27 protein-coding genes and 2 riboswitches are annotated in these 26,548 nt (G+C 63.4%); of the genes, 8 read left to right on the top strand and 19 right to left on the bottom strand.

What is annotated here, in order from left to right; translation table 11 throughout:
* Positions 1 to 65 precede the first annotated feature (65 nt).
* Positions 66 to 833: a tRNA pseudouridine(38-40) synthase TruA gene (truA, locus tag NANH_RS0118680; protein WP_027263442.1), complete on the top strand. Its 768-nt coding sequence runs from the start codon at positions 66 to 68 to the stop codon at positions 831 to 833.
* Positions 834 to 1,085: 252 nt separating this feature from the next.
* Here the strand turns inward: truA and NANH_RS0118670 are convergent, their stop codons facing one another.
* The 4 genes from NANH_RS0118670 to gcvT all read right to left on the bottom strand — a co-directional run bounded on the left by NANH_RS0118670 (position 1,086) and on the right by gcvT (position 5,959).
* Positions 1,086 to 1,265, bottom strand: a complete 180-nt coding sequence (locus NANH_RS0118670) for a hypothetical protein (RefSeq protein ID WP_027263441.1) — start codon at positions 1,263 to 1,265, stop codon at positions 1,086 to 1,088.
* Between the two features lie 235 nt (positions 1,266 to 1,500).
* Positions 1,501 to 4,350, bottom strand: coding sequence for an aminomethyl-transferring glycine dehydrogenase (gene gcvP, locus NANH_RS0118665; protein WP_027263440.1), 2,850 nt, complete (start codon positions 4,348 to 4,350; stop codon positions 1,501 to 1,503).
* Positions 4,351 to 4,453: 103 nt separating this feature from the next.
* A complete protein-coding gene (gene gcvH / locus NANH_RS0118660) occupies positions 4,454 to 4,813 on the bottom strand; it encodes a glycine cleavage system protein GcvH (RefSeq protein ID WP_027263439.1) in 360 nt (119 codons plus the stop codon).
* Between the two features lie 21 nt (positions 4,814 to 4,834).
* Complete coding sequence (gcvT, locus tag NANH_RS0118655; protein WP_027263438.1) at positions 4,835 to 5,959, bottom strand: glycine cleavage system aminomethyltransferase GcvT; 1,125 nt, start codon at positions 5,957 to 5,959, stop codon at positions 4,835 to 4,837.
* Between the two features lie 87 nt (positions 5,960 to 6,046).
* Positions 6,047 to 6,109: riboswitch (glycine riboswitch) on the bottom strand.
* A 4-nt stretch (positions 6,110 to 6,113) separates the two neighbouring features.
* A riboswitch (glycine riboswitch) is annotated at positions 6,114 to 6,200 on the bottom strand.
* A gap of 173 nt (positions 6,201 to 6,373) precedes the next feature.
* On the opposite strand from gcvT, the gene NANH_RS26565 reads away from it, so the two are divergent.
* Positions 6,374 to 7,489 (top strand): DUF2855 family protein, encoded by a 1,116-nt coding sequence (locus tag NANH_RS26565; protein WP_051372502.1) that lies wholly within the window; start codon positions 6,374 to 6,376, stop codon positions 7,487 to 7,489.
* Between the two features lie 223 nt (positions 7,490 to 7,712).
* Here the strand turns inward: NANH_RS26565 and NANH_RS0118645 are convergent, their stop codons facing one another.
* Entirely contained in the window at positions 7,713 to 7,988 is a 276-nt protein-coding gene (locus tag NANH_RS0118645) for a DUF1467 family protein (protein WP_027263437.1), read from the bottom strand.
* 21 nt (positions 7,989 to 8,009) lie between these two features.
* Positions 8,010 to 8,414, bottom strand: coding sequence for a methylmalonyl-CoA epimerase (gene mce, locus NANH_RS0118640; protein ID WP_027263436.1), 405 nt, complete (start codon positions 8,412 to 8,414; stop codon positions 8,010 to 8,012).
* A 152-nt stretch (positions 8,415 to 8,566) separates the two neighbouring features.
* On the opposite strand from mce, the gene NANH_RS0118635 reads away from it, so the two are divergent.
* Positions 8,567 to 9,286, top strand: a complete 720-nt coding sequence (locus NANH_RS0118635; RefSeq protein ID WP_027263435.1) for a response regulator — start codon at positions 8,567 to 8,569, stop codon at positions 9,284 to 9,286.
* Position 9,287: 1 nt separating this feature from the next.
* Positions 9,288 to 9,416, top strand: coding sequence for a hypothetical protein (locus tag NANH_RS29595; protein WP_281171032.1), 129 nt, complete (start codon positions 9,288 to 9,290; stop codon positions 9,414 to 9,416).
* Between the two features lie 29 nt (positions 9,417 to 9,445).
* Here NANH_RS29595 and NANH_RS0118625 read toward each other — a convergent pair whose 3' ends face one another.
* From NANH_RS0118625 to NANH_RS0118600, 6 genes are all read right to left on the bottom strand, one after another.
* On the bottom strand, positions 9,446 to 10,168 hold the full coding sequence (locus NANH_RS0118625; protein WP_027263434.1) for a GNAT family N-acetyltransferase: 723 nt from the start codon (positions 10,166 to 10,168) through the stop codon (positions 9,446 to 9,448).
* A gap of 29 nt (positions 10,169 to 10,197) precedes the next feature.
* Positions 10,198 to 11,349: a DUF1501 domain-containing protein gene (locus tag NANH_RS0118620; RefSeq protein WP_027263433.1), complete on the bottom strand. Its 1,152-nt coding sequence runs from the start codon at positions 11,347 to 11,349 to the stop codon at positions 10,198 to 10,200.
* Between the two features lie 10 nt (positions 11,350 to 11,359).
* Positions 11,360 to 12,733: a DUF1800 domain-containing protein gene (locus tag NANH_RS0118615; RefSeq protein ID WP_027263432.1), complete on the bottom strand. Its 1,374-nt coding sequence runs from the start codon at positions 12,731 to 12,733 to the stop codon at positions 11,360 to 11,362.
* A gap of 115 nt (positions 12,734 to 12,848) precedes the next feature.
* Positions 12,849 to 14,627: an aspartate--tRNA ligase gene (gene aspS, locus NANH_RS0118610; RefSeq protein WP_027263431.1), complete on the bottom strand. Its 1,779-nt coding sequence runs from the start codon at positions 14,625 to 14,627 to the stop codon at positions 12,849 to 12,851.
* 64 nt (positions 14,628 to 14,691) lie between these two features.
* Positions 14,692 to 15,357, bottom strand: coding sequence for an aminotransferase class IV family protein (locus tag NANH_RS0118605; RefSeq protein WP_027263430.1), 666 nt, complete (start codon positions 15,355 to 15,357; stop codon positions 14,692 to 14,694).
* Positions 15,312 to 16,433, bottom strand: coding sequence for an aminodeoxychorismate synthase component I (locus tag NANH_RS0118600; protein WP_027263429.1), 1,122 nt, complete (start codon positions 16,431 to 16,433; stop codon positions 15,312 to 15,314). Before NANH_RS0118600 ends, NANH_RS0118605 begins: the two co-directional genes overlap by 46 nt.
* 186 nt (positions 16,434 to 16,619) lie before the next feature.
* Here NANH_RS0118600 and carB point away from each other — a divergent pair, with 186 nt between their 5' ends.
* Complete coding sequence (carB, locus tag NANH_RS0118595; protein ID WP_027263428.1) at positions 16,620 to 19,976, top strand: carbamoyl-phosphate synthase large subunit; 3,357 nt, start codon at positions 16,620 to 16,622, stop codon at positions 19,974 to 19,976.
* A 33-nt stretch (positions 19,977 to 20,009) separates the two neighbouring features.
* On the opposite strand, the gene NANH_RS0118590 is transcribed toward carB, so the two are convergent.
* Both NANH_RS0118590 and NANH_RS28645 read right to left on the bottom strand, forming a co-directional pair.
* A complete protein-coding gene (locus tag NANH_RS0118590; RefSeq protein WP_027263427.1) occupies positions 20,010 to 21,077 on the bottom strand; it encodes a hypothetical protein in 1,068 nt (355 codons plus the stop codon).
* Between the two features lie 137 nt (positions 21,078 to 21,214).
* A complete protein-coding gene (locus NANH_RS28645) occupies positions 21,215 to 21,385 on the bottom strand; it encodes a hypothetical protein (RefSeq protein ID WP_154665584.1) in 171 nt (56 codons plus the stop codon).
* A gap of 8 nt (positions 21,386 to 21,393) precedes the next feature.
* Between NANH_RS28645 and NANH_RS0118580 the strand changes: the two genes are divergently transcribed.
* Positions 21,394 to 21,642, top strand: a complete 249-nt coding sequence (locus NANH_RS0118580; protein ID WP_027263426.1) for a ParB N-terminal domain-containing protein — start codon at positions 21,394 to 21,396, stop codon at positions 21,640 to 21,642.
* 163 nt (positions 21,643 to 21,805) lie between these two features.
* Here NANH_RS0118580 and NANH_RS0118575 read toward each other — a convergent pair whose 3' ends face one another.
* Positions 21,806 to 22,027 (bottom strand): hypothetical protein, encoded by a 222-nt coding sequence (locus NANH_RS0118575; protein WP_139236429.1) that lies wholly within the window; start codon positions 22,025 to 22,027, stop codon positions 21,806 to 21,808.
* Positions 22,028 to 22,244: 217 nt separating this feature from the next.
* Here NANH_RS0118575 and NANH_RS0118570 point away from each other — a divergent pair, with 217 nt between their 5' ends.
* Together NANH_RS0118570 and NANH_RS0118565 are read left to right on the top strand one after the other, a co-directional pair.
* Complete coding sequence (locus NANH_RS0118570) at positions 22,245 to 23,369, top strand: beta-ketoacyl-ACP synthase III (protein ID WP_027263424.1); 1,125 nt, start codon at positions 22,245 to 22,247, stop codon at positions 23,367 to 23,369.
* 5 nt (positions 23,370 to 23,374) lie between these two features.
* Positions 23,375 to 23,632, top strand: coding sequence for a hypothetical protein (locus tag NANH_RS0118565; protein WP_154665583.1), 258 nt, complete (start codon positions 23,375 to 23,377; stop codon positions 23,630 to 23,632).
* A gap of 108 nt (positions 23,633 to 23,740) precedes the next feature.
* Here NANH_RS0118565 and NANH_RS0118560 read toward each other — a convergent pair whose 3' ends face one another.
* Genes NANH_RS0118560 through NANH_RS0118545 form a run of 4 tightly spaced genes read right to left on the bottom strand, consistent with a single transcriptional unit; the run spans position 23,741 to position 26,370 of the window.
* The gene (locus tag NANH_RS0118560; protein ID WP_027263422.1) at positions 23,741 to 24,691 is read right to left on the bottom strand and encodes a 2-hydroxyacid dehydrogenase; all 951 of its coding nucleotides are present in this window, start codon (positions 24,689 to 24,691) and stop codon (positions 23,741 to 23,743) included.
* Positions 24,691 to 25,029 (bottom strand): tRNA-binding protein, encoded by a 339-nt coding sequence (locus NANH_RS0118555; protein ID WP_027263421.1) that lies wholly within the window; start codon positions 25,027 to 25,029, stop codon positions 24,691 to 24,693. The genes NANH_RS0118560 and NANH_RS0118555 overlap by 1 nt, the downstream gene beginning before the upstream one ends.
* The gene (proC, locus tag NANH_RS0118550; RefSeq protein WP_027263420.1) at positions 25,022 to 25,837 is read right to left on the bottom strand and encodes a pyrroline-5-carboxylate reductase; all 816 of its coding nucleotides are present in this window, start codon (positions 25,835 to 25,837) and stop codon (positions 25,022 to 25,024) included. The genes NANH_RS0118555 and proC overlap by 8 nt, the downstream gene beginning before the upstream one ends.
* Positions 25,838 to 25,869: 32 nt before the next feature.
* Complete coding sequence (locus tag NANH_RS0118545; protein ID WP_027263419.1) at positions 25,870 to 26,370, bottom strand: type III secretion system chaperone family protein; 501 nt, start codon at positions 26,368 to 26,370, stop codon at positions 25,870 to 25,872.
* Positions 26,371 to 26,548: the final 178 nt, after the last annotated feature.

The raw sequence follows: 26,548 nt of genomic DNA, 5'->3' as shown, positions 1-26,548 counted from the left end.
ATAGTTCGCACCCGCGCGCGATACCAGCCTTGCCGTTGCGCGACACACAGGATAGCAGCGCGGCCATGCCCCGCTACGCGCTGAAAGTCGAATATCAAGGTGCCCCTTTTTCCGGCTGGCAAAAGCAGAAAGAGCTGCCGTCGGTTCAGGGGGCGATCGAGGCCGCTCTGGCCCGGCTGGAGCCGCGCGCCCATACCATTGCCGCCGCCGGGCGCACAGATGCCGGGGTGCATGCACTGGGTCAGGTAGCCCAGTGTGACATGGCCCGCGACTGGGATCCGTTTCGCTTGTCCGAAGCGCTGAACCACCATCTGAAACCCGCCCCCGTTGCCATCGTCGCCTGTGCGCAGGTGGACGACAGCTGGCACGCGCGTTTCTCGGCAGTCGAGCGGCAATATTTGTTTCGCATCCTGATGCGCCGCGCCCCGGCGACCCACGAAGCCGGACAAGTCTGGCGGATCAACCGCACGCTGAACGTCGCGGCCATGCAGGCCGGGGCCGATCAATTGATCGGGCGGCACGATTTCACCACCTTCCGCTCGTCAATCTGTCAGGCTGCCAGCCCGCTCAAGACACTGGATGAGTTGCGCGTACAGGCGGTCGACGGGTTTTCCGGACCCGAAGTGCATTTTCACGTGCGCGCCCGGTCGTTCCTGCACAACCAGGTGCGCAGCTTTGTCGGAACCCTGGAACGGGTCGGTGCCGGTGCCTGGTCGCCTGATGACGTGGGAGCGGCCCTGCGGGCCCGCGACCGCGCCGCCTGCGGTCCGGTCTGCCCGCCGCATGGACTCTATCTGGCCGCGGTGCGCTATCCGCAATCCCCGTTCGGCTGAATCCGGCTCCGGGCGATCAGCGCCATCTTGCCGTCGCGCCCCGCATATCAGTACCGATCGTCCCGGTTTTTCGGCGCGGTGCCCTTTGCATGGGCGGCGGACATCTCGGCATCCAGCTTGGCCACATACACCCTAGGCCCCGCCCCGCAGAGAGCGAGGCCGGGCCGCAGCATCGCAGAGGTTTTCAAGGTCGCGACGGACCAGTCCGGCACCGCCCAAAAAGGCGATGCCCCTGGTCAACGTCGAAACGCTTCAGATCGGCGCGCAGACGGTTGCGCCGGTCTCGGTGGTTGCCAGCTGATAGCCTGCCGTACAGCTTGCGTTGCCGGCCTTGTCAAATGTCGGTTGCACATAGACCGGGACTGGCTCGGGCTGGGCGCAGGCGGCCAGCGTCAGGGCGGCGGCGGTCAGGGCGGAAAACGGGAGTTTCATTGGCTTCAATCCTCTTGCTATCGTACAAAAAATTCTGTCGCACGTACCGATTGAGCGTAATCGACGCATTGCAAGCTGGCAACCTTTGCCTGGTCTTATGGCCGATATCTGCCGGACACATCGCCGACCGGGGCGACACGCACCCCGCCCCTTGCCGGTTGCGGTTCCCGTTCACCCCGATCGCAAGCAAGGCGGGACCAGATGCCCCGCCTTGCCCCAGCCGATCCGCCGACCGTTATTCTGCCGCCTCGGCGTATTCCTCCATCGGCGGGCAGGAACAGATCAGATTGCGGTCACCATAGACATTGTCGACCCGGTTGACCGGCGGCCAGTATTTATCGACCCGAAAGGCTCCCGGCGGAAAACAGCCCTGTTCACGCGAATAGGGACGGTCCCAATCGCGCACCAGATCCTCCATCGTGTGCGGCGCGTTCTTCAGCGGGTTGTTGTCCTTGTCGATCCGGCCCTCTTCGATATCGGCAATCTCGCCCCGGATCGCCAGCATCGCATCACAGAACCGGTCCAGTTCGGCCTTGGTCTCGCTTTCGGTCGGCTCGATCATCAGCGTCCCCGGCACCGGAAAGCTCATCGTGGGGGCGTGAAACCCGCAATCCATCAGCCGCTTGGCGATGTCATCCACCGTGACGCCGGCGCTGTCGGCAAAGGGGCGGGTATCGATGATACACTCATGCGCCACCCGCCCGGTCTTGCCGCGATACAGCACCTCAAACGCGCCCTCCAGCCGCCTGGCGATGTAATTGGCGTTCAGGATCGCCACCCGCGTCGCCTGGGTCAGCCCCTCGCCGCCCATCAACAGGCAATAGGCCCAGCTGATCGGCAGGATCGAGGGCGAACCGAACGGCGCCGCCGACACCGGACCTTCGGTGCCCCCGGTTTCCGGGTGGCCCGGCAAATGCGGCTCCAGATGCGCCTTGACGCCGATTGGACCCATGCCGGGACCGCCGCCACCATGCGGAATGCAGAACGTCTTGTGCAGATTCAGATGGCTCACGTCCCCGCCCAGATCACCGGGCCTCGACAACCCGACCATGGCGTTCATATTGGCCCCGTCGATATAGACCTGCCCACCATGCTGATGGGTGATCGCGGTAATATCGGTCACGGTTTCCTCGAACACACCATGGGTGCTGGGATAGGTGATCATGCAGCCGGCCAGATTGTCGCTGTGCTTTTCCGCCTTGGCGCGGAAATCGTCCAGATCGATATCGCCATTGGCCGCCGTCTTGACCGGCACCACCTTCCAGCCGACCATATTGGCGCTGGCCGGGTTGGTGCCATGGGCGCTGACCGGAATCAGGCAGATGTTGCGATGCCCCTGCCCGTTGGCACGATGCCAGGCCGAGATCGTCAGCAACCCGGCATATTCCCCCTGCGCGCCGGAATTGGGCTGCATCGAAATCGCGTCATAGCCGGTGATCTGGCACAGCTTGGCCGACAGATCCGCGATCAACTCGCCATACCCCCGGGCCTGATCGGCAGGGCAGAACGGATGCAACCGCGAAAACTCGCGCCAGCTGACCGGCATCATTTCGGCGGCCGAATTCAGCTTCATCGTGCAACTGCCCAGCGGGATCATCGCCCGGTCCAGCGCCAGATCGCGATCCGCCAACCGGCGCATATAGCGCATCATCTCGGTTTCGGCCCGGTTCATGTGGAAAATCGGATGGGTCAGATAATCGGTCTGACGGTGCAAATCTTCGGGTACGCGATATTGCGCATCAAACACGTCATCCTTTTTGAAAATGCCAAAGGCCCGCCAGACCGATTCGACATTCTCCGGGCGGGTGCATTCGTCCAGGCTGATGCCAACACGATGCTCGCCGACACGGCGCAGGTTGATCCCCTCATCCACTGCCGATTTCAGCACCGCCGCCTGCAACGGGCCGACATCCACCGTGATCGTATCAAAGAACACCTTGGGATCTACCTTGAACCCCGCCGCCTCCAGCCCGTTGGCCAGGCGCACGGTCTTGCGATGAATGCGCTGCGCGATGGCTTTCAACCCCTTGGGGCCGTGGAACACCGCATACATCGACGCCATAACCGCCAACAACGCCTGCGCGGTGCACACATTGCTGGTGGCCTTCTCGCGGCGAATATGCTGCTCGCGGGTCTGCAGCGACAGGCGATAGGCGCGGTTGCCGTGACTGTCCACCGACACGCCGACCAATCGGCCCGGCATGGCGCGCGCATGGCCCGCCTTGGTCGCCATATAGGCCGCGTGCGGGCCGCCATATCCCAATGGCACGCCAAACCGCTGGGTGCTGCCCACGGCAATGTCCGCACCCATCTCGCCCGGCTCTTTCAACAGCGTCAGGGCCAGCGGGTCGGCGGCAACGATGCCGATGGCCTGCGCCGCGTGCAGGGCGGAAATCTGATCGGTGAAATCGCGCACATGGCCATAGGTTCCGGGGTATTGAAACAGCGCACCAAAAACCTTGTCGGCCTCCATCTTGTCCGGATTGCCCACAATCACCTCGATGCCCAACGGCGCGGCACGGGTCTGAATCACGGCTATGTTCTGCGGATGACAATCCCGGTCGACAAAGAACGCCTTGGCCTTGGATTTGGCCAGCCGCTGCGCCATGGTCATCGCCTCAGCACAGGCGGTGGATTCATCCAACAGCGACGCATTGGCAATCTCCAGCCCGGTCAGGTCGCTGACCATGGTCTGATAGTTCAGCAGCGCCTCCAGCCGGCCCTGGCTGATCTCGGGCTGATAGGGCGTATAGGCGGTGTACCAGGCCGGATTCTCCAGAATGTTGCGCTGGATCGCGGGCGGCGTCACCGTGCCGTAATACCCTTGCCCGATAAGGCTGGTCAGGACCTTGTTCTTGGCCGCCGTCAGACGCACATGATGCAGCAGTTCGCGCTCGGACTTGGCTTTGCCGAAATCCAGCGGTGCATGCTGCCGGATGGCGGCCGGGACGGTGTCGTCGATCAGCGCCGTCAGGCTCTCGGCCCCCACGGTCTCCAGCATCGCCGCCATCTCTTCTTGCGACGGGCCGATGTGGCGGCGATTGGCGAAATCATAAGGCAGATAGTCAGTTGGCGTGAACGACATTCCATGTCTCCCGTAAACACAGAGGCCACCAGCTGCGGCGCGCCCCTGTTCTTTCTCTTGCCGAAAATATCCCCGCCGGAGGCACCCGCCCCCGGCCACGGGCTCAGGCGATAAAGTCCTTATAGGCGGCTTCATCCATGTAATCGTCCATCGGGCTGAGGTCCGACGGCTTGATCTTGAAGAACCACGCCCCGCCCTCGGCATCCTCGTTCACCAGACCCGGCTTATCGGTCAGCGTCCCGTTCACCTCGACAATCTCGCCATCCAGCGGCGCCAGGATATCGCTGGCCGCCTTCACGCTCTCGATCACCACGATCTCTTCATCCTTGGTGACTTCGGTGCCCGCCTCGGGCAGCTCGACAAACACCACGTCGCCCAGCTGTTCGGCCGCATGCTCGGTGATGCCGACCACGATCAGATCGCCTTCTTCCAACAGCCATTCGTGTTCTTCCGTGTATTTCATATGTCCTGTTTCCTTGTTGGACTAGCGTTTGAAATTCGCCGCCACAAAGGGCAGCCGGGTGACCGTCAGCGGCAGACGCTTGCCGCGCAGCTCGCCGTAAACCGTGGTCCCGGGCGCGGCCTGATCCGTCGGGACATACCCCATCGCCACCGGCCCGCCGACGGTGGGCCCAAACCCGCCCGAGGTGATCGCACCGATCCGTTCACCGCCGCTGTCGGAGGCAAACAGCGCCACACCCTCGCGCATCGGCGCGCGACCTTCGGGCCGCAGACCGACCCGCTTGCGTGCCGCGCCCTGCACGATCTGGTCCAGCACCGCATCGGCGCCCGGAAATCCGCCCGCGCGATCGCCGCCATGGCGGCGCACCTTCTGGATCGCCCAGCTCAGCCCCGCCTCCGCAGGCAGAGTCTGTGTATCGATGTCGTGACCATACAGGCACAGCCCCGCCTCAAGCCGCAGCGAATCCCGCGCTCCCAGGCCGATCGGCATCACGTCCTCATGCTCCAGCAACAGCCGCGCCAGCGCCTCGGCATGGCGCTCGGGGACCGAAATCTCGTACCCGTCCTCACCGGTATAGCCCGACCGCGACACCCAGCATTCAACCCCGTCCAGCATCACCGTCGCGACATCCATGAAATCCATGTCGGCAACGGCGGCGTTGATCTTCATCAATGCGACTTCCGCCTCGGGACCCTGCAACGCAATCAGGGCGCGGTCGGTCACCTCGGTCACCTTCACGCCCGGCTCCAGCGCCGCTTTCATGCGGGCGATATCCTCATGCTTGCAGGCCGCATTGACCACCACAAACAGATGATCGCCGCGATTGGCGAACATCAGATCATCCAGAACGCCCCCCGCCTCGTTCAGAAACAACCCATAGCGTTGCCGCCCCCTGGGCAGTCCGATCACATCCATCGGCACCAGCGCCTCGAACGCCGCCGCGATCTCGGCCATCGGCGCGCCGGACAGGATCACCTGCCCCATATGGCTGACATCGAACAACCCGGCCTTGGTGCGCGTGTGGATGTGCTCCGCCATGATCCCGGCCGGAAACTGCACCGGCATGTCATAGCCGGCAAACCCCACCATCTTGCCGCCCAGCTCATCATGCAAAGCATGCAATGGCGTCATCCGCAAATCGGTCATATCCGCTCCTGTCGTTACAGGCCGTGGTGATTCTGCTAAATCATCCGGCATCTCATTGCCGCACACAAGTGCGCTCTGCGATGCCCCCTCTGTCTTTTTGCCTGAGATCGTTATCCCGTCGGCGGACGCTGCCTGCGCCTCTCTCCAGAGTCCGTGTACGCCCGCGGTCCCTTCGGCCTGAGAGTTTCCGGGGCGGTTGCTCCTTCGGCACCGGTAAATCCGGTTCTCCCGCATGCGCAGGTATACCGTAGCGCCCGGCGTCACGCCCGGCAAGAGGCAGCTTGGCCCGACCTGCAACAAACTGCCGAACCGGTGCGGCCCCATCGGATACCCCGGCAGATCGCGCTTGCCGTGCCGCCCCGCTGATGCATGATGGTTCAACCGCCGTTGCCTGCCCACAGCCAAGGACCGCCCATGCTCGATACCAGCCCCGCTTTGCATAGCCAGATCAGCCGCAATGTCATCGTTCGCCGCACCGACCTGACCCAGGCCCGCGTTGAAACCGCCGACCTGCCGGACACCCTGCCCACGGGCAGCTGCCTGCTGAACATCGACGGGTTTGCGCTGACGGCCAACAATATCACCTACGGAGTCGCAGCGGACATGCTGGGATATTGGGATTTCTTCCCGACAGACTCTGCCACGGACGGCCGCATCCCGGTCTGGGGATTCGCCACCGTCGTCGCCTCGACCCATGCCGACATCGCCCGGGGCACGCACGTCTATGGCTATCTGCCCATGTCCACCCATCTGATCGTGCAACCGGGACAGGTCACCGCCTATGGCTTCATGGATGCCGCCCCGCATCGCGCCGCGCGCGCCGAGATCTACAACACCTACACCTTCTGCCGCGCCGACCCGCAATGGCAGCCCGAACTGGAACCGCTGATCAGCCTGTTCCGCCCGCTGTTCACCACCTCCTTTCTGCTGGATGACCTGCACCGCGAAAACAAGTCCTTTGGCGCCGAACAGATCATTATCTCCAGCGCCTCCAGCAAGACCGCGATCGGCCTGGCCTTTCTGCTGTCGCAACGCGCGCCCGAAGGCGTATCGGTGGTCGGGCTGACCGGTGCCGCGAACCGGGACTTCGTCCAGGGGCTGGGCTGTTATGACCGCGTGTTCTGCTATCACGATATCGACGACCTGCCCCGCGCGCCCGCGGCCTATGTGGACATGGCCGGCAATGCCGATCTGCGCCGTCAGGTCCACGAACACTTCACCGACGCGCTCTACAGCAGCCGTGCCGTGGGCATGACCCATTGGCAGGACTCCTCGGGCCTGGGCGGCGATCTGCCCGGCGCGCGGCCCGAATTCTTCTTTGCCCCCACCTATGCCCGTGACCGGATTCAGGCCCTGGGGCGAAAACAGTTCCAGACCCGGCTGAACACCGCCTGGACAGCCTTTGCCGAACGGGCTCAGGGCTGGTTCACCATCGTGCACGATCAGGGCGAAGAGGCGGTCCTGGCGCGGTATCACGCGCTGCTTGAGGGACGGATCGATCCGTCACAGGGCTATTACCTGACGCTGTAACACCGGATAACACTGGCACACATGTGCTGTCACAGCGACCGACGGAAACCACATCGATCCGCGTGGTCGGCGAAACCGTCTCGTTCCACAAGTTCTGGACCCCAGATTCTTGGCCGCAGGTTATGGGTTGGGGGTTTGGGGGGCCAGGCCCCCCAAAGGCCTGCGTGGCCTGAACGCAAAAAATCGAATGCGCCGCAGGCGCACCTTCAGAAAACCGGCCCCCCTACTGTTGCGCGCCCATCCGGTTGAACCAGTCCAGATCCCGCACACTGATCACGCCGGACAGGATGATGGTCACCGTGATGCCCCAGATCACCACGGCAACGGCGGTGGTGATCAGCGCCTTTTTCTTCAGGTTGTGCACCTCGGGTGCCCCGGCATGGGTACCCGGCACCACGTCGCCCGCATCGCCCTGGGTGGTGACCCGGATCGGCAGGGCAATCAGAAACGTCATGAACCAGATGACGGCGAACAGCACGATTGCCGATGTGATGGCCATATGGCCCCCTTTCCGGTCCGCTCAGACCTGTTCCAGTTCCACCAGGCAGCCATTGAAATCCTTGGGGTGCAGGAACAGCACCGGCTTGCCATGGGCACCGATCTTGGGCGCGCCATCGCCCAGCACCCGCGCGCCGGTCTGTTGCAGGTGATCGCGCGCCGCGATGATATCCTCGACCTCGTAGCAGACATGGTGAATGCCGCCCGACGGGTTCTTGTCCAGAAAGCTCTGGATCGGGCTGTTCTCGCCCAGCGGGTACAACAGCTCGATCTTGGTGTTGGGCAACTCGATGAACACCACCGTGACCCCATGATCTGGTTCGTCCTGCGGTGCCCCCACCTTTGCTCCCAGGGCATTGGCATATTGCGCCGATGCGGCCTCCAGATCAGGGACGGCGATAGCGACATGGTTCAGGCGGCCGATCATGGCAGAGCTCCTTGTTCAACTCGGGTTCAATTCGATTGCGCGCCTTATGCAGCGCGGCGGTACCGGCGGCAAGAGGACCAATTCGCACGCCCGTTAACGGCCTGTTAGCCAACGGTGCCTAGCGTGAGTCGCGTCTGCAAGAGGAGCTTACCATGGACGAGTTTGATCCGTTCTCTGCCCCGCACCGCATTTCAACCGCGAACCGGCCGCTGCTGGGTCTGACCATTCTGGTTGTCGAAGACAGCCGCTTTGCCTGCGAGGCGATGCGTCTGCTGTGTCTGCGCAGCGGCGCGCGGATCCGCCGAGCGGATTGCCTGAAATCGGCGCGACGGCACCTGCAGGTCTATCGCCCGGCGGTTCTGATCGTCGACCTCGGCCTTCCCGATGGCTCCGGAACCGACCTGATCGAGGAACTGGCGCGCGCCGCGCCGCGGGTGCCGGTGATCCTGGCCACCTCGGGCGACGAATGTGTCGAAGACGCGGCCATCGCCGCCGGGGCCGACGGCTTTCTGGCCAAACCGATCACTTCGCTGGCAGTGTTTCAGGACGCGGTCCTGTCCCGCCTGCCCCCCGAACAATGCCCGCTGGGTCCACGCGTGATCAATGACGAAGTGATCTGCCCCGACCCGATCGCCTATCAGGACGACATGGCCCATGTGGCAGATGTGCTTAGCGAACAGGCCGAGGGAACGACCCTGGACTATGTGGCGCAGTTTGTCGGCGGGGTGGCACGCAGTGCACAGGACACTATTCTGGCCCAGGCTGCGGACTCCCTGGCCCAGGCGCGAAAACGCGGCGGACCGGTTGCCATCGACACCGCGCGCATCGCCGGGCTTGTACAGGAGCGCCTGAACCAGAAAAGGGCAATCTGAGATGTTGGCCAGTTTTTTCATCGCACTGTGTTCGCTGGGTCTGGTGCTGACCATACAGGCCCGCTTGGCCGCGCGCGAACAGCGCCGCCACCAAGACCACACCGGACGCGGCACAACCGCCTGGCGCTGATCGCGGGCGCGCCCGCTGACGGCACGTCGCTACAGCGTTGGGTCCGACGCGACCCGCACCGGCGCAGTCAGGTCGCCCAAACGACCGATCTGGTGCCCCGCTTCATCGAAATTGTCTGGGGCCAGCCATTGCTGGAACGCCCGGCGCAGCGCAGGCCAATCGCTGTCGATCGCGGCAAACCAGGCGGTATCGCGGTTGCGCCCCTTGACCACCAGCGCCTGCCGGAACACGCCCTCATAGCTAAAGCCCAGCCGCTGCGCCGCGCGCCGCGACGGCGCATTCAGCGCGTTGCATTTCCACTCGTACCGCCGGTATCCCGCGTCAAAGGCCCACCCCATCATCAGGGCCATCGCCTCGGTGGCGGCACGGGTGCGCTGCAAAGCGGGACCGTAATTGATATTCCCCACCTCGATCGACCCAGCCTTCGGATCGATCCTCAGATAGCTGGCCACCCCCCCGACAACACCGCTTTGCAGATCCGTGATCGCATAAAACAGGTGCCCCGGATCGGCCACCGTGTCGCGGATCCAGTCGGCGAACGCGGCCTCGGTGTCAAACGGGCCATAGCCCATATAGTCCCACAGCGCGTCATGCCCGCCATAGGCCCGGTGCAGTGCCCCGGCATGGGTGTCCGCATCCAACGGGTCCAGCCGCGCATATCGCCCCTGCAGCACCGCGCCGGTCGGAACCGGCGGCGGGGTCCAGTTTGCAACCAGCGGACCAATCGGGCGGGGGGCGGAAACATCACTCATGGCGCGACACTAGGCCCAGCCTTGCACCTTCACAACAGCAGACCGGGATCGCGCCCCATATCCAGCCCGGGAAACACCACCCGCTCCAGCGCGGACCGCTCCAGCCCTGCCAGGCCCCGCATCAGCCAGGCGGCCGGCGCGCGCACATCGCCGGTGGGCATCAGGTCACGACGGCCATAAAGGTCCGCCTCGTCCAACCCCGGCCAGTCGCCCAGAACCCGCCCACCGCGAATCGCACCGCCCGCCAGCACCATCGCGCCACCGGTGCCGTGGTCCGTGCCGCCAGTGCCATTCAACCGGGCGGTCCGCCCGAATTCGGTCATCGCCACAATCGCCGTGCGCTCCCAAATCGCCGCGCCCACCCCGTCACGCAGCGTCAGAATTGCATCGGATAATCGCCCCAGCGCACCGTTCAGCGCCCGCTGCTGGGCGCGGTGCGTATCCCACCCGTTGATCGAAAACGACGCCACCCGAGTGTCGCCGCGCAGCTGTTCGGCCACAAACGCCGCGATCTTCTGATGCGGTTTACCCTTGGTCCGCGTGCCCCGGGTCTGCGACAACATCGCCGCTTCGGACAACGCGGCGTGAAAGGCCGGGTCGTCCTGCATCACCAGCTCCGCCAGCCGCATCGCCTGCGGGCTGATCGTCAGCTTGGCATCCGGGGTCCAGTCGGCAACCGGAGCCGGCCCGGCCAGCACCTTCATCTCGCCGCGCCCGACGGCAAAGGCGGTACGGGCCTGCACCCCCGTCATCTGCCCCAGCATCCGGTTCAGCCAGCCATCGCGCACCCCCTCCAGGGTCACAGTGCCCGCCTCCAGCAGATCCTGACCGTCAAAATGACTGCGCTTGTCGCGATACGGGGTCGACACCGCATGAACGAAGCCCAGATCGCCCCGCGCCCACAGCCCCATCAGCGGTGCCAGCGCCGGGTGCAGGGCAAAAAACCCGTCCAGATCCGGCCCGGCCTGCCGGTCGGGCCGCAACCCGGCGTATTCCGGCGCGCCATGCGGCTGCACCACCGCCAGCCCGTCCATCCCGCCGCGCAGGATGATCACCACCAGCCGCGTTTCCCAGGGGGCCGCGGCAAAGCTGACCGGCGTCACCAGCGGGCTGGCCGCCAGCGAACAGCCCGCAATCGTGCTGCGGGCGAGAAAGGCGCGGCGACTAAGGGGCGCGGGCATCGGGTCTCTCCTATCTGCGTTGAAAGCCGGGCGCGGCCAGAACCAGCCCGATGGCATCGGACCGGCTTTCGGCGGCACCGGCGGCAAACCGCACCGGTTGGGTGGCCCGCTCTCCCAGCGCCCGATCGACAAAATCTCGCGGATCCGGCAGATCGGTACACAGCACCCCTGGCGCGGACAACGCCCATCGCAGCCGCGCCGACACCGCCTGTGGCGTCACCCACGCGGCATCGTCTTCGGGCCAGCCGTCTGGCCCGTTAGGGCGCATCAACGGCTGCCCCATCAGGGCCAGCGGGCGCAGCAGGTGATGCTGTACCTGTTTGCGCGAAAGCCCCTGCAGGGCTTCGGGCCGCACCGCCAGTGCGCGACAGGCGCTGGCGATAAAATCGAGCGGTGGCTTGACGTTCCCCGCCTCGCTGCCCCATGCGGCGGGATGTTCGATCAGTGCGCCATACACCGCCATCAGATCGCCATCGGTTGCCAGATACCGGGCCTGCACATGCGCCACCAGCGCCGGATCGGGGGTATCGGCGACAAAATGCACCGCCAGCTTGCGTGCGATATGCTGCGCCGTGGCCGGATGCGCCGCCAGATCGCGCAGCGCCGCGTGGATCGGTGCCAAGGCCGACGTGCCGCCATAGCGTGCTCCCATGACGGTCTCCGCCCCCGGCTCGGCCAGGTTCTTGCGAAACCGGAACCCGGCACCGTATCGATAGGTCAGTCCGGTGAACAGCTCGGCCAGCTGCGTCACGTCGGCCTGCCCATACGGCCCCCCAACCCCCAGCGTATGCAGTTCCAGAACCTCGCGGGCCAGGTTCTCGTTCAGCCCGCGCATCCGTTTCACCCGCCCCGCCGCCGCGCTGTTGGGACCGATCGAGCCGCTCTGATCCAGAAAATGCAGCATCAGCGGATGAGTCACCGCTGCGATCAACAGATCGGCGAACCGGCCCGGCAGGTTGGGCCGAATCGCATCCTCGACATAGGGAAACCCGGCCGACGCCATCAACATGACCTTGCCCCGCGCCGTGAAATGGTCGGCCCAGAACAGCGCCAGCCGTTCGCGCAGCGGGGCCTCGGTCCAGCTCCAGCGCAGCAAGGTGTTCACAAACCAGCCGCGATGCTCCGCGGCCAAACCCTTGCCGATCTCCACGATCCTGGGCCGGTCCGTGTCCCTCGCACCCGTCTTGCGCGCCCGAAGGCGGATCCGGGCGACCTCGGCCAGCTGGCGGTCGTAATCGGCAAACCCGGCAATCGGGAACCGCTCTGCCACGCTGTCCGGCGCGCGCAGCCCGTCGAGCAGACCCACAGCGTCAGACGGCGGCGTCAGGACCGGCGACAATCCACATCCGAAACGGATGGCGGCCAGTTGGGGGGCAAAGGGCACGGGCGAAACCTGTGATAGGGCCAGTTAGCGACAGGATATAACACCGACGGCGGTGGGTTTCACCACCGCCCGTGCAATTCTTCCCGCCGTCGCCCTTGCCTGCGCGCCGACCCGCTCAGTCGTCCTGCGGGATAACCCGCAGGCCCAGCTCCATCAGCTGATCGCTGGTCGGATCAGAGGGCGCGGCCATCATCAGATCCTCGGCGCGCTGGTTCATCGGGAACATGATGACCTCGCGGATATTCGCCGTATCCGCCAGCAGCATCACGATCCGGTCGATGCCCGCCGCACAGCCCCCGTGCGGCGGCGCGCCGTACTGGAACGCGTTGACCATGCCGCCAAAGCGTTTCTCGACCTCGTCCTTGCCATAACCGGCGATTTCGAACGCCTTGAACATGATCTCGGGCTTGTGGTTGCGGATCGCGCCGCTCACCAGCTCATAGCCGTTGCACGACAGGTCGTACTGATACCCCAGCACGCTCAGCGGATCGCCCTCCAGCGCGTCGATCCCGCCCTGCGGCATCGAGAACGGGTTGTGTTCAAAGTCGATCTTGCCGGTTTCCTCGTCCTGCTCGTAGATCGGGAAATCGACGATCCAGGCAAAGGCAAAGCGGTCCTTTTCGGTCAGCCCGAGATCCGCACCGATCGCGTCGCGCGCCTTGCCGGCCACCTTCTCGAACACCTTGGGCTTGCCGCCCAGGAAAAACGCCGCATCGCCGACACCCAGACCCAGCTGCTGGCGGATCGCCTCGGTGCGCTCGGGTCCGATGTTCTTGGCCAGCGGTCCTGCGGCTTCCATGCCCTCGCCCTGATCGCGCCAGAAGATATAGCCCATCCCCGGCAGGCCCTCTTTCTGCGCGAACGCGTTCATCCGGTCGCAGAACTTGCGCGACCCGCCGGTGGGGGCGGGAATGGCGCGGATCTCGGTGCCGTCCTGTTCCAGCAGCTTGGCAAAGATCGCGAACCCCGAGCCGCGGAAATGCTCGGAGCAGTCCTGCATCTTGATCGGGTTGCGCAGGTCGGGCTTGTCGGTGCCATACCACAGCGCGGCATCGCGATAGCTGATCTGCGGCCAGTCGGCATCGACCTTGGCCCCCTGCCCGAATTCCTCGAACACGCCCCGTAACACCGGCTGGATGGTGTCGAACACATCCTGCTGGGTGACAAAGGACATCTCAAGGTCAAGCTGATAGAAATCCGTGGGCGAGCGGTCGGCGCGCGGGTCCTCGTCGCGAAAACACGGTGCGATCTGGAAATACTTGTCGAACCCGCTGACCATGATCAGCTGTTTGAACTGCTGCGGCGCCTGCGGCAGCGCATAGAACCGGCCCGGATGCAGACGGCTCGGCACCAGGAAATCGCGCGCGCCCTCGGGGGAACTGGCGGTGATGATCGGCGTCTGGTATTCGCGGAATCCCTTGTCCCACATCCGGCGGCGCATGCTGGCCACCACGTCGCTGCGCAGGGTCATGTTGCGCTGCATCGCCTCGCGGCGCAGATCCAGATAGCGATAGCGCAGGCGGGTTTCCTCGGGATATTCCTGATCGCCGAATACGATCAGCGGCAATTCCTCAGCCGCGCCCAGCACTTCGACCTCGCTGACATAAACTTCGATCTCGCCGGTCGGCAGCTTGGCGTTGACCAGATCGGCGGCGCGCGCCTTGACCGTGCCATCGATACGCACGCACCATTCGCTGCGCACCTTTTCCAGCGCGGCAAAAGCGGCGCTGTCGCCATCGCACAGCACCTGGGTGACGCCGTAATGATCGCGCAGGTCGATGAACAGAACCCCGCCGTGATCGCGGACCCGATGGACCCAACCGGACAGGCGGACGGTATCGCCGACATTGGCGGCGGTCAGATCGGCGCAGGTATGGCTGCGATAGGCGTGCATGGGAAATGCCTCGTTTTGGGTGGTTTCTGGCGTCGCGCCGGTACACAAGGCTGCGCCGCAAAAGTCAAGCCGTGTTGACCCCGCCCCTGACCTGAAACCGCCCCCGTATCAGCCCGCGCAGCGCATTTCCGACCCAGATCGCCACCGCGTCGTGCAAATCGTCCGGCCTCAGCACCTGTTCGCCCCACTCGCCACTGGCCAGCAACCGCCCCCGCAAGACCCCCGGCAACAGCCCGCAGGACAGGGGTGGCGTGACCTGCCGCCCGTCCCCCAGCCGCACAAAGAGACTGGTGATCGTGCCCTCGCACAGCGCGCCACGTTCATTCAGAAACAACAGCTCGTCCACGCCCTCCGGCAGCGCCGCGCGACACCGGTCATACAGGCCGCGATTGGTGGTCTTGTGCCGCAACCAGGGATCGTCCGACCTCACCCGTTCGGTGGCCAGCGCCAGCGTCCAGACCGGCGCTGACGCCCCCAACGGCGCGGTCGTCAGCGCAATATCCCCGTCCAGCCTCAGCGTCAGACGGCAGCGCAGCGGACGATCTCCCGTCAGCTCCGCCAACAGCTTCGCGGCCCGGACCCGATCGAACCCAACGCCCAGCGTGCGCGCCGACGCCGCCATCCGCTCAAGATGCGGATCCGCATCCACCGCCCCCAGCCCCGGTCGCCAGGCCAGGGTCTCGATCAGACGGGTATCGGGTGGGATATCTTTGAAAACCGGGCTTTCCATAATGCCTCGTCATATTCGCTGTCGGCGTCGCTGTCATAGACCACACCGCCGCCGACATTCAGCCGCGCCTGCCCGCGCTCCAGCAGAACGGTGCGGATCGCCACGTTGAAACCGGCCCGCCCATCCGGCGCGACCCAGCCGATACTGCCGCAATAGATGTCCCGCGCCCCCATCTCCAGCGCGCGGATCACCTCCATGGCGCGGATCTTGGGCGCCCCGGTGATCGACCCACAGGGATAGAGCGCCCGCAGAATGTCCCCCACCCCGGCGCCGGGCTGCAATTGCGCCACCACCTGCGACACCATCTGGTGCAGGGTCTCATAGGTCTCGACATGATACAGTCGCGGCACCCGCACCGATCCCGGCAGGCTGACGCGCGACAGATCGTTGCGCAACAGATCGACGATCATCAGGTTTTCGGCCCGGTTCTTGATGTCGCTTTCCAGAAACGCCCGCCGCCGCGCATCTTCGGCGGCATCGCGCCCCCGCGGCTGAGTGCCTTTCATCGGCATCGTCTCGACCCGCCCAGCGCCATCCGTGCGAAAAAACAGTTCGGGCGAGCGGCACAGCAGATCGGGCAACCCGTCCTGTTCCACCAACGCGCCAAACCCCACCGGCTGGCGCGCCGTCAACGCCGCATACAGCGCCTGCGCCCCGCCCTGCGCCGTCGCGTGCAAGGGAAAGGTCAGATTCGCCTGATAGATATCCCCGGCGCGGATCAGCGCATGCACCCGTTCAAATGCCCGGCGATACTTGGTCCGGCTCCACCCCGGCACAAACCGCCCGAAACCGGCCTCGCCCCCGGCCAGCGCCCCCTGCTGCGGTGCGTCGTAAACCCCGAAACAGATCAAAGGCAACCGTCGCCGCTGCGGAATCAAACCCGTCAGCCGCGGTTCCAGCGCATAGCCCAGTTCGTAACTGCAATATCCGGCCAGCCAGTACCCTTCGGCCTGCGCCGCTTCCAGCCCGGCCAGGGCCATCGCCACCTGCCCCGCCTCATCGGCCCGGATCAGACGCCGCGGCCTGCGAAACCAGTCGCCCGGCCCCTGTGGCCCATGATCGAAGCGAATATCCAACTGTGTCACATGCCCCCGCCAATCGCGCCCTCATAGCGGCAACACCGGCACCCGGCAACCGATGCAGATCCCCCGATACGGATTCTTGCCGCTTCGGCCCTTGCACCCGCGCGGCCCATCCCTATAACGCAGGACAATTTGGGCACATGGGGGTGCCCGGGACTCACCAGCCAGAGGGGCCGCACCATGCCGAAGAGAACCGACATCCAGTCGATCATGATCATCGGAGCCGGGCCCATCGTCATTGGACAGGCCTGCGAGTTCGACTATTCCGGGGCCCAGGCCTGCAAGGCGCTGCGCGAAGAAGGCTACCGGGTCATTCTGGTCAACTCCAACCCGGCCACGATCATGACCGACCCGGGCATGGCCGACGCCACCTATATCGAACCCATCACCCCCGAAGTTGTCGCCAAGATCATCGCGAGTGAACGCCCCGACGCGCTGTTGCCGACCATGGGTGGCCAGACCGGGCTGAACACCTCGCTGGCGCTCGAAGAAATGGGCGTGCTGGCCAAATACGGCGTCGAAATGATCGGTGCCAAGCGCGAGGCCATCGAAATGGCCGAAGACCGCAAGCTGTTCCGCGAAGCCATGGACCGGTTGGGCATCGAAAACCCCAAGGCCACCATCGTCACCGCCCCCAAGGACGCAAACGGCAAAAAGGATCTGGCCGAAGGCGTGCGAATCGCGCTGGAAGCGCTGGAAGAGGTCGGTCTGCCCGCCATCATCCGTCCCGCCTTTACCATGGGCGGCACCGGCGGCGGCGTGGCCTATAACCGCGACGATTACGAACATTTCTGCCGCTCGGGCATGGATGCCAGCCCGATGGGCCAGATCCTGATCGACGAATCCCTGCTGGGCTGGAAGGAATTCGAGATGGAGGTGGTGCGCGACACCGCCGACAACGCCATCATCGTGTGTGCCATTGAAAACATCGACCCGATGGGGGTGCACACCGGCGATTCGATTACCGTGGCCCCGGCGCTGACCCTGACCGACAAGGAATACCAGATCATGCGCAACGGCAGCATCGCCGTCTTGCGCGAGATCGGCGTCGAAACCGGCGGCTCCAACGTGCAATGGGCGGTGAACCCGGCGGATGGCCGCATGGTGGTGATCGAAATGAACCCCCGCGTCTCGCGGTCCTCGGCGCTGGCGTCCAAAGCGACCGGCTTCCCGATCGCCAAAATCGCCGCCAAACTCGCTGTCGGCTATACGCTGGACGAGCTGGACAACGACATCACCAAGGTGACACCGGCCAGCTTTGAGCCGACCATCGATTATGTCGTCACCAAGATCCCGAAATTCGCGTTCGAAAAATTCCCCGGCTCCGAGCCCTACCTGACCACGGCGATGAAATCCGTGGGCGAAGCCATGGCGATTGGCCGCACCATCCACGAATCGCTGCAAAAGGCGCTGGCCAGCATGGAATCCGGGCTGACCGGCTTTGACGAAATCGCCATCCCCGGCCTGACCGTCGGCCAATGGGACATCGCCGAAGACAAGACCGCCGTGATCAGGGCGATCAGCCAGCAGACGCCCGACCGCATGCGCACCATCGCCCAGGCCATGCGCCACGGCATGACCGACGACGAGATCCACGCCGTGACCATGTTCGACCCCTGGTTCCTGGCCCGCATCCGCGAAATCGTCGAGACCGAGGCAAGCCTGCTCAAATCCGGCCTGCCCACCACCGCCCAAGGGCTGCGCGACCTCAAGATGATGGGCTTCACCGACGCCCGACTCGGCGCGCTCACCGGGCGGGACGAGGACAACGTGCGCCGCGCGCGCCACAACATGGGCGTCACCGCCGTGTTCAAACGCATCGACACCTGCGCCGCCGAATTCGAAGCCCAGACCCCCTATATGTACTCGACCTACGAAACCCCGATGATGGGCGAGGTCGAATGCGAGGCCCGCCCGAGCGATCGCAAAAAGGTGGTGATCCTGGGCGGCGGCCCCAACCGTATCGGTCAGGGGATCGAGTTCGACTATTGCTGCTGTCACGCCTGCTATGCGCTGACCGATGCGGGCTATGAAACCATCATGGTCAACTGCAACCCGGAAACCGTATCCACCGACTATGACACCTCCGACCGGCTGTATTTCGAACCGCTGACCTTCGAGCATGTGATGGAAATCCTGCGGGTCGAACAGGAAAGCGGCACCCTGCACGGCGTCATCGTGCAATTCGGCGGCCAGACGCCGCTGAAACTGGCCAATGCGCTGCAAAACCAGGGCATCCCGATCCTGGGCACCACGCCCGACGCCATCGACCTGGCCGAAGACCGCGAACGCTTCCAGCAGCTGGTGCAGAAACTCGGCCTGAAACAACCCCACAACGGCATCGCCAGCACCGACCAACAGGCGTTCGAAATCGCCAAGGACATCGGCTTTCCACTGGTGATCCGCCCCTCCTATGTGCTGGGCGGGCGCGCGATGGAGATCGTGCGCGATCAGGCCCAGCTCGAACGCTATATCTCTGACGCCGTGGTGGTCTCCGGCGACAGCCCGGTGCTGCTCGACAGCTACCTGTCGGGCGCGGTCGAACTGGACGTCGATGCGATCTGCGACGGCACCGATGTGCATGTCGCCGGTATCATGCAGCATATCGAAGAGGCCGGCGTGCATTCGGGCGACTCTGCCTGCTCCCTGCCGCCCTACTCGCTGTCCGCCGAGATCATCGCCGAGGTCAAGACCCAGACCCGCGCCCTGGCCCATGCGCTGAACGTGGTCGGGCTGATGAACATCCAGTTCGCGGTGAAAGACGGCGAGATCTTCCTGATCGAGGTCAACCCCCGCGCGTCGCGCACCGTGCCCTTTGTCGCCAAGGCCACCGATTCGGCAATCGCCAGCATCGCCGCGCGCGTCATGGCCGGTGAAAAACTGGCCGATTTCCCGATGCGCCCGGCCTATGACGTCGATGCCGATTACGACACCGTGCTGCCGCTGGCCGACCCGATGACCCTGGCCGATCCCGACATGCCGTGGTTCTCGGTCAAAGAGGCCGTGCTGCCCTTTGCCCGCTTTCCCGGCGTCGATACCATCCTGGGTCCGGAAATGCGCTCCACCGGCGAGGTCATGGGCTGGGACCGCGATTTTCCCCGCGCGTTCCTCAAGGCCCAGATGGGCGCGGGCATGGTGCTGCCGACCTCGGGCTGCGCGTTTCTGTCGATCAAGGACGCCGACAAGACGCCGGAAATGTTGCAGGCGGCGCAGATCCTCACCGGCCTTGGCTTTACCATCGTCGCCACCCGCGGCACCCAAAGCTGGCTCGCCGCTCAGGATATCCCCTGCGGCGTCGTCAACAAGGTCTACGAAGGCCGCCCGGACGTCACCGACATGATGAAGGACGGCGGCATCCAGCTGGTGATGAACTCGACCGAAGGCGCGCAGGCGGTCGAGGATTCGAAATCCATCCGCACCATCGCGCTTTATGACAAGATCCCCTATTTCACCACCGCCGCAGGTTCGCACGCCGCAGCACTTGCCATCAAGGCCCAGGCCGAAGGCGATGTGGGGGTCAAGCCGTTGCAGGGGTGATTTCACCACGACCTGCAACAAACGCCCACACAGTCAGCTTTTCGGTTTCCTTTGCGTGGATTCGACGACCAGTTTGTTCAACCGCTCCAACATGCTTATGAAACTGTTCTGCGCAAATCCGAAAATAAACGCCAGCAGGGACGCCCCTGCGGCACCGCTGGCATAAACCGGTGAAACTATGGCGCTGGGAATGATCAGCGTTGCCACCAGCAACCCCACAAAGCCGCCAAATACCGTGCGCAGCAACACCTCACCGAACCGCGGCTCTTTCGGATCATTGTTTATCATCAAATTCAAACAGTAGATGATCGCGCCCAAAGCCCCGTTCAAAATGGGCAACCACCATCGGGTCACAACCGACAGCCTGGAGTTCAATTTTTGCACTAGGACCTCGTTTGACCCTGGCCCTACCCCGCTCAGCATCAGCGACGCGGCCGAAATTTCCAGTAATGAGGAAAAATCCGTCAAACTTGCCTGCCAGATTTTCGTCCGCGATGCCAAATCTCCCCGCCCGGCAGATATGCTTTCGCAGAACTCCTTTGCCGACGTGTTTTCCTTGGCAATTGGCATCAACAATTGCTTTTGCGGAATTTCCGGCTTTTTCCTGAACAGACTGCCAACACTGAATTTCAATTGTTCCAGGGTAAACGTGTTGATCAATTCGGTTGCGCCGCCTCGGGCGTACAGAAACAAGGCCTGATGTTTTTGCAACGAGCGCCCCAAACGCATTATGCGCGCAACGTCGGCTGACGACAGGTCCTTTTCGGCTTGATGACAAATGTCATAAGTCAAAACCAGATCCGTGTAATCCACTTGATCGAAAACAGCGTTAACCAGCTGAAAGTTTGCAAAAACGTTTTTTGCCTGAATAACCCAACTGTTCCAGAACAGCGTGAGAGCCATCAGAATCAATCCAATCACGGCGGTCCAGATCTGGGTCGAACTGCCTCTGAAGCCTCGTTTTCTTGGGCTGTCCGGCTGGCGCTGGTCGGCCTCGGCTGAATCGGTCATCAGAACAGGGTGCCGGGTATTGGGTCCCCATCCGGCCCCGGACAGGAACACGGTGCGCCCGGCACGCCCGGAACGATAGCCCAGCACCACCCCAGTTCAGTTCCGCACCGCAATCCCGGCGCCTGCGCGAACTCGGCCAGTGCCCCAGAACTGTGAGACGTGGTTGCAACAGCAATCAGAACCAAGGCACAACAGGTTTTCGAATTGATCTTCAAAAATGAATGCATTCAACTACCTTTCTGCCCCATCACGAAATAACGTGGGCGAACAAAATTTTCAGCGAACACCTGAAAGTAGCAGAAAAACGGGATTTTTGCAAACATCTTGATATTTGCACGTGTTATCCAGGGGCAAACATCCACATCAAGTGTCTGGTCAAATCCTCCCAGCCCGGTCATGCTCGCGCATGCTCGTAAAACAAACGATCGCCCTCACCGACATCCGCGTCCCCGCCAAGCGGGCCAAAACGCTGGATGCGGACAAGGTGCAGACCCTCGCCGAAGACCTGATCGACAATGGCCAGACCACCCCGATTCAGGTCCGCGCCGATGGCACCGGCTTTATCCTCGTCGAAGGGCTGCACCGGCTCGAAGCGATGCGGGCGCTGGGGGAAACCACAATCACCGCCTATCTGGTGCGCGCCCGCCTGCACTGACCCCGCCAAAGCGTGTTGCGCTCGATTGCATTCAGGTGATGGCCCGAACGCATTTGCAAGAAAACGCTGTCTCTGGCCGTCGCCTGAATACCTGTTTCTGATTGTCCGCAACCCGCCCTATTCCCCGCGATGTTCGCGCATCATCTTGCCCAGATCGCCGAACTCAGGCCGGTCGCGGTCGGCCCAGCGGGTCTCGCGGTATTCCGTCATCGTCTCGCCGCCCCCCCATCAGCACGTCCTGTTTCACCCGCATGGTGATCCTGCTCTTGTGATGGCAGCGGTCGGTATAGATCTGCTCCCATTCGACCGGGATGCGCCGCATGTGGTTCAGATGGATGTGCAGATCGTATTCCAGCCGCTGCAACGCCTCGTTGACGCAATACACATTCTCGCCTCGCGTTTCGTCGTTTCGGCTTGCCACCCACGTCCGGTGTCATCGTGGTCTCCCTGTTTCGGATCTGGGATCAATTCTGCTGCCAAATCCGAAACAACCGGCTGTACCACCGGTCTGTACGCAGTATGTACGCGTGCCATACCCCGCTGTGGCTTGACCTTGCGCCGGGTTTGGGTCCACATCTGACGACCCTTTTCAGGAGCCCGTCATGCACACGCCCGCCATCACCGGCACCGGTGTTTTCACCCCCGAACTGACCATCACCAACGCCGAACTGGTGGTTGCCTTCAACGCCTATGCCGACCGCTACAATGCCGAAAACGCAGACGCGATCGCCGCCGGAGAACTCGACGCCAAAGACCATTCCAGCGAGGATTTCATCGTCAAGGCATCGGGCATCGAACAACGCTATGTCATTGACAAATCAGGCGTTCTTGACCCGACCCGGATGTACCCGGCGCTGCGCCAACGCGCCGACGACGAACCCGCCCTGATGGCCGAAATGGGTGTCGATGCCGCGCACAAGGCACTGGCCGCGGCCGGGCGCACGGCGGCTGAGGTGGATCTGGTGATCTGCGCCGCCTCGAACATGGAACGCGCCTATCCCGCCGTGGCCATTGAAATCCAGAATCTTCTGGGTATTCAAGGCTTTGCCTTTGACATGAACGTCGCCTGCTCCTCGGCCACCTTCGGCATCCAGGCCGCTGCCGACATGGTCCGCACCGGCTCGGTCAGCAAGGCGCTGGTGGTGAATCCGGAAATCTGCTCGGCCCATCTGGAGTGGCGCGACCGCGATTGCCACTTCATCTTTGGCGACGTTGCCACTGCCACCCTGATCGAACGCGCCGAAGACGCAAAAGGGGCATATTTCGAAATAAAATCAACTCGTTGCGCAACCTCATTTTCCAACAACATTCGCAACAACAACGGATTTTTGCGCCGCTCGCGCCCGGATGGCGTCAAAGAGAGGCGCGACATGCAGTTCATGCAGAACGGGCGCAAGGTGTTCAAGGAAGTGCTCCCCATGGTCAGCGCCCATATCGCCGATCACATCGCGGCAGAGGGTATTCACGCGTCGGATCTCAAACGCCTGTGGCTGCATCAGGCCAACAAGGCGATGAACGATTTCATCGGCAAAAAGGTTCTTGGCCGCGCCCCGACCCCCGGCGAGCAGCCCAACATCCTGCAGGATTACGCCAACACATCCTCGGCCGGTTCGATCATCGCATTCTCAAAATATTCCAGCGACTTGCAGGATCGTGACCACGGGCTGATCTGTTCCTTCGGGGCCGGATACTCGGTGGGATCGGTGCTGGTTCAGCGCCACGGGTGAGCGGGGTGCCAAACCAGAAATCGCGTGCGCCGCAGGCGCTCCGCCAGGGAACGGCCCCGACGCTTTCTTCTTCCAGAGAACCCTTTATTTCGATCAACACCTGTTGCAACATCAAGGTTTCACGCAACAAGCGTTTTGCCTCGTTGATTGAGATCGCCCCATCCACGATGGGCTGCCGATACGAGGCCATCGGCATGGAAACCCGCAGTCTCAACGCGGTTACGTCCGAATTGGCGCCGTCTGTCCCTTGGGTGTTTGACTGACGGTTGTCGCCACTCTGACCGTATCCCGTGCCGTGGCTTCCGCTCCGATCGCGGTCCTTCATTAGGCGACGGCATCCGGGGTGTTGCAATTGTGTCGGCCACCGCTTGTCACACCGGATTTGGCAATTCCGCTCCGTCAAAAAACGCGGCGACATTGTCCAGCGCCATGTGCCCCATCGCCGTACGAACGTCCAGCGCTCCGGTTCCGAGATGCGGCAGCAGCACCACGTTTTCCATATCGATCAACGCTTGCGGAACCTGTGGCTCAAACTCGTAAACATCCAGCCCCGCCCCGGCGATGCGCCGCTGACACAGCGCATCAATCAATGCCGTCTCATCCACCACATTCCCGCGCGAGATATTGACCAGATACGCGCCGGGGCGCATCGCGGCCAGAACGTCGGCGTCAATCAGATGATGCGTCTGCGGACTGCCGGGCACTGCGGCCACCAGCACATCCACCCCGGAGGCCAGTTCCGCCAAACTACCGGCCCGCTGCGCCGGAAACTCGACAGTCTTGGCCGAGCGCGAGTGATAGTGAACAGTCATTCCAAACCCGTAATGACACCGGCGGGCGATGGCTTGGCCGATGCGGCCCATCCCGACAATGCCAACAGTCCGCCCAGTGACATGCATCCCCAACAATTGCGTCGGATGCCATCCCTGCCAACGGCCCGCCCGGACCAGACGCTCGCCTTCGCCAGCCCGACGCGCACTCATCAGAATCAGCGTCATGGCAATATCCGCCGTCGCATCCGTCACTGCACCGGGCGTGTTGCTCACCGCGATCCCCACCGCCCGCGCCGCAGCAACGTCAATGTGGTTATACCCAACGCCGAAGTTGGCCAGCACCTTGCACCGCGGCTGTTGTGCCGCATCAAAGATCTCGGATGTGAACCGGTCGCCCAAGGTAGGCATCACCGCATCGAACCCCTGCAACGCGTTGATCAACTCGCCACGATCCAGCGGCGCGTTACGCTCGCGGATCTCACAGTCAAATGCAGCGGTGGCCCTGTCCTGAACCTCGGCTGGCATCGGTCGCGTTATCAGCAGGCGCATCAGTGCATCCTCCCACCATTGGGCACCGATCCGTCGGGACCGATGAGCACGATCTGCCCCGCCGCATCCGGCAATCCCAATACCAAAACCTCGGACATGAATTTGCCAATCTGGCGCGGCGGGAAATTGACCACCGCCAGCACCTGTTTTCCGACCAAGGCCTCCGGCTGGTAATGCGCCGTAATCTGCGCCGAGGTTTTCCGCTCGCCGATCTCGCCACCGAAATCGACCCACAGCTTGATCGCAGGCTTGCGCGCCTCGGGATACTCTTCGGCCCGCAGAACCGTTCCGACGCGAATGTCCACCTTCAGGAAATCATCAAACGATATGTCAGCCACGGGACAACTCCCTGGATCTTTCGGTCGCTGCGGCGACGGCGCGCTCCAGCAAGGCGGGAAAGCCGGATGTCTCATTCATCAGCACCTCCAGCGCGGCCTGTGTCGTGCCATTCGGACTGGTGACATTCACCCGCAATTGGGTTGGGTCCTCCCGGGCGGTCTCTGCCAGCGCACCTGCCCCGGCAACGGTCGCCTTTGCCAGCTTCATCGCCAGATCGGCTGGCAACCCCTGCGCCTCGCCGGCCGCTGCCAGAGTTTCAATCAGATGAAACACATAGGCCGGACCCGATCCACTGACCCCGGTCACAGCGTCCATCTGCGCCTCGGTGTCCAGACGCACCGTCTGGCCAACGGCCGATAACAACGCCTCGGCAAGGTCCAGATCTTCGGCTCCCGCAGTGGCATTGCCGATCAGCGCCGTGATCCCACGCCCCACGGCTGCAGGGGTATTCGGCATCGCGCGCACGATCGGCGTGTCAGCCCCGAACGCGGCTTCAAACGCCGCAATCGGGGTGCCCGCCGCGACCGAGACGAACAGCGTCTTGCCGCCCCCCAGTTCCGCCAAAGCCGGCAAAGCCTCGCCCATCATCTGTGGCTTGACCGCCACCAGAACAATCGCCGGTTGCGGCGGCAGGCGTTCGTTCAGATGCAGCCCCTGCGCCTTGACCCAATCGGAGGGCTTCGGATCAATCACCCAGACCGAGCCGGCAGCCAATCCACCATCCAGCCATCCGGCCAACATGGCGGACCCCATCTTGCCACATCCCAGCAATACCAAGCCGCGTTCGGCAACCCTCGACATATCCATGAAACCCCTCCCCATCCGGTTCAGGGCGGGGTTTACGCGCGCCCGTAAGCCTCTGCAATGGCGACCTGCATCGCCTCGCGCGGGGTGCGGTCGCCCCAGACCATCAATTGGACTGCCGGATAATAGCGCTCGGCGCTCAATACCGCGGCGCTGATCATCGTATCGATCTGCTCGGGGCTGGCCATCTGGCCGCCGCTCAACACCAGACCGTAACGATAGACCATCAGCTTCTGTTCGCCCCAATAGGTAAAGGCACCGGCCCAGCATTGATCGTTCATCTCGTTGATCAACTCATAAAGCTGGCCCAACTTGTTCTCGGGCGGATCCATCTCGAAGGTACAGACCATACGCAGGGTTTCGTCATATCCGGACCAGGCAAGCGTGATCGAATAGGTGCGCCATTGTCCTTCGACCGCCATCGCGATCTGATCGTCGCCGATGCGATCGAAATCCCAATCGTGATCGGACGCGATGTGCTCGACGATATCGATCGGGTGAATGTCGTCTTCCAGATACTGCTCGGAAAGGGCCATGATGCCACCTCACTGATCTCTAGCGAAGGGGTCTGTGCAGCGCCCCAAGCGCTAGCTGCCTGCTCTACAGACCGGGGCGATCCCCCGTATCCATACCAGATATGGTGCGCCGAGGGTGGCGCTGTGACAACCCCCTATTTGGGGGGAGGCCGCAATAAGTTGTGGATAGCCTGCACTT

The organism is Sedimentitalea nanhaiensis DSM 24252, from assembly GCF_000473225.1.
In the GTDB taxonomy this organism is placed as follows: Bacteria; Pseudomonadota; Alphaproteobacteria; order Rhodobacterales; family Rhodobacteraceae; genus Sedimentitalea; species Sedimentitalea nanhaiensis.
This window is presented reverse-complemented; position numbering and strand designations above follow the sequence as displayed.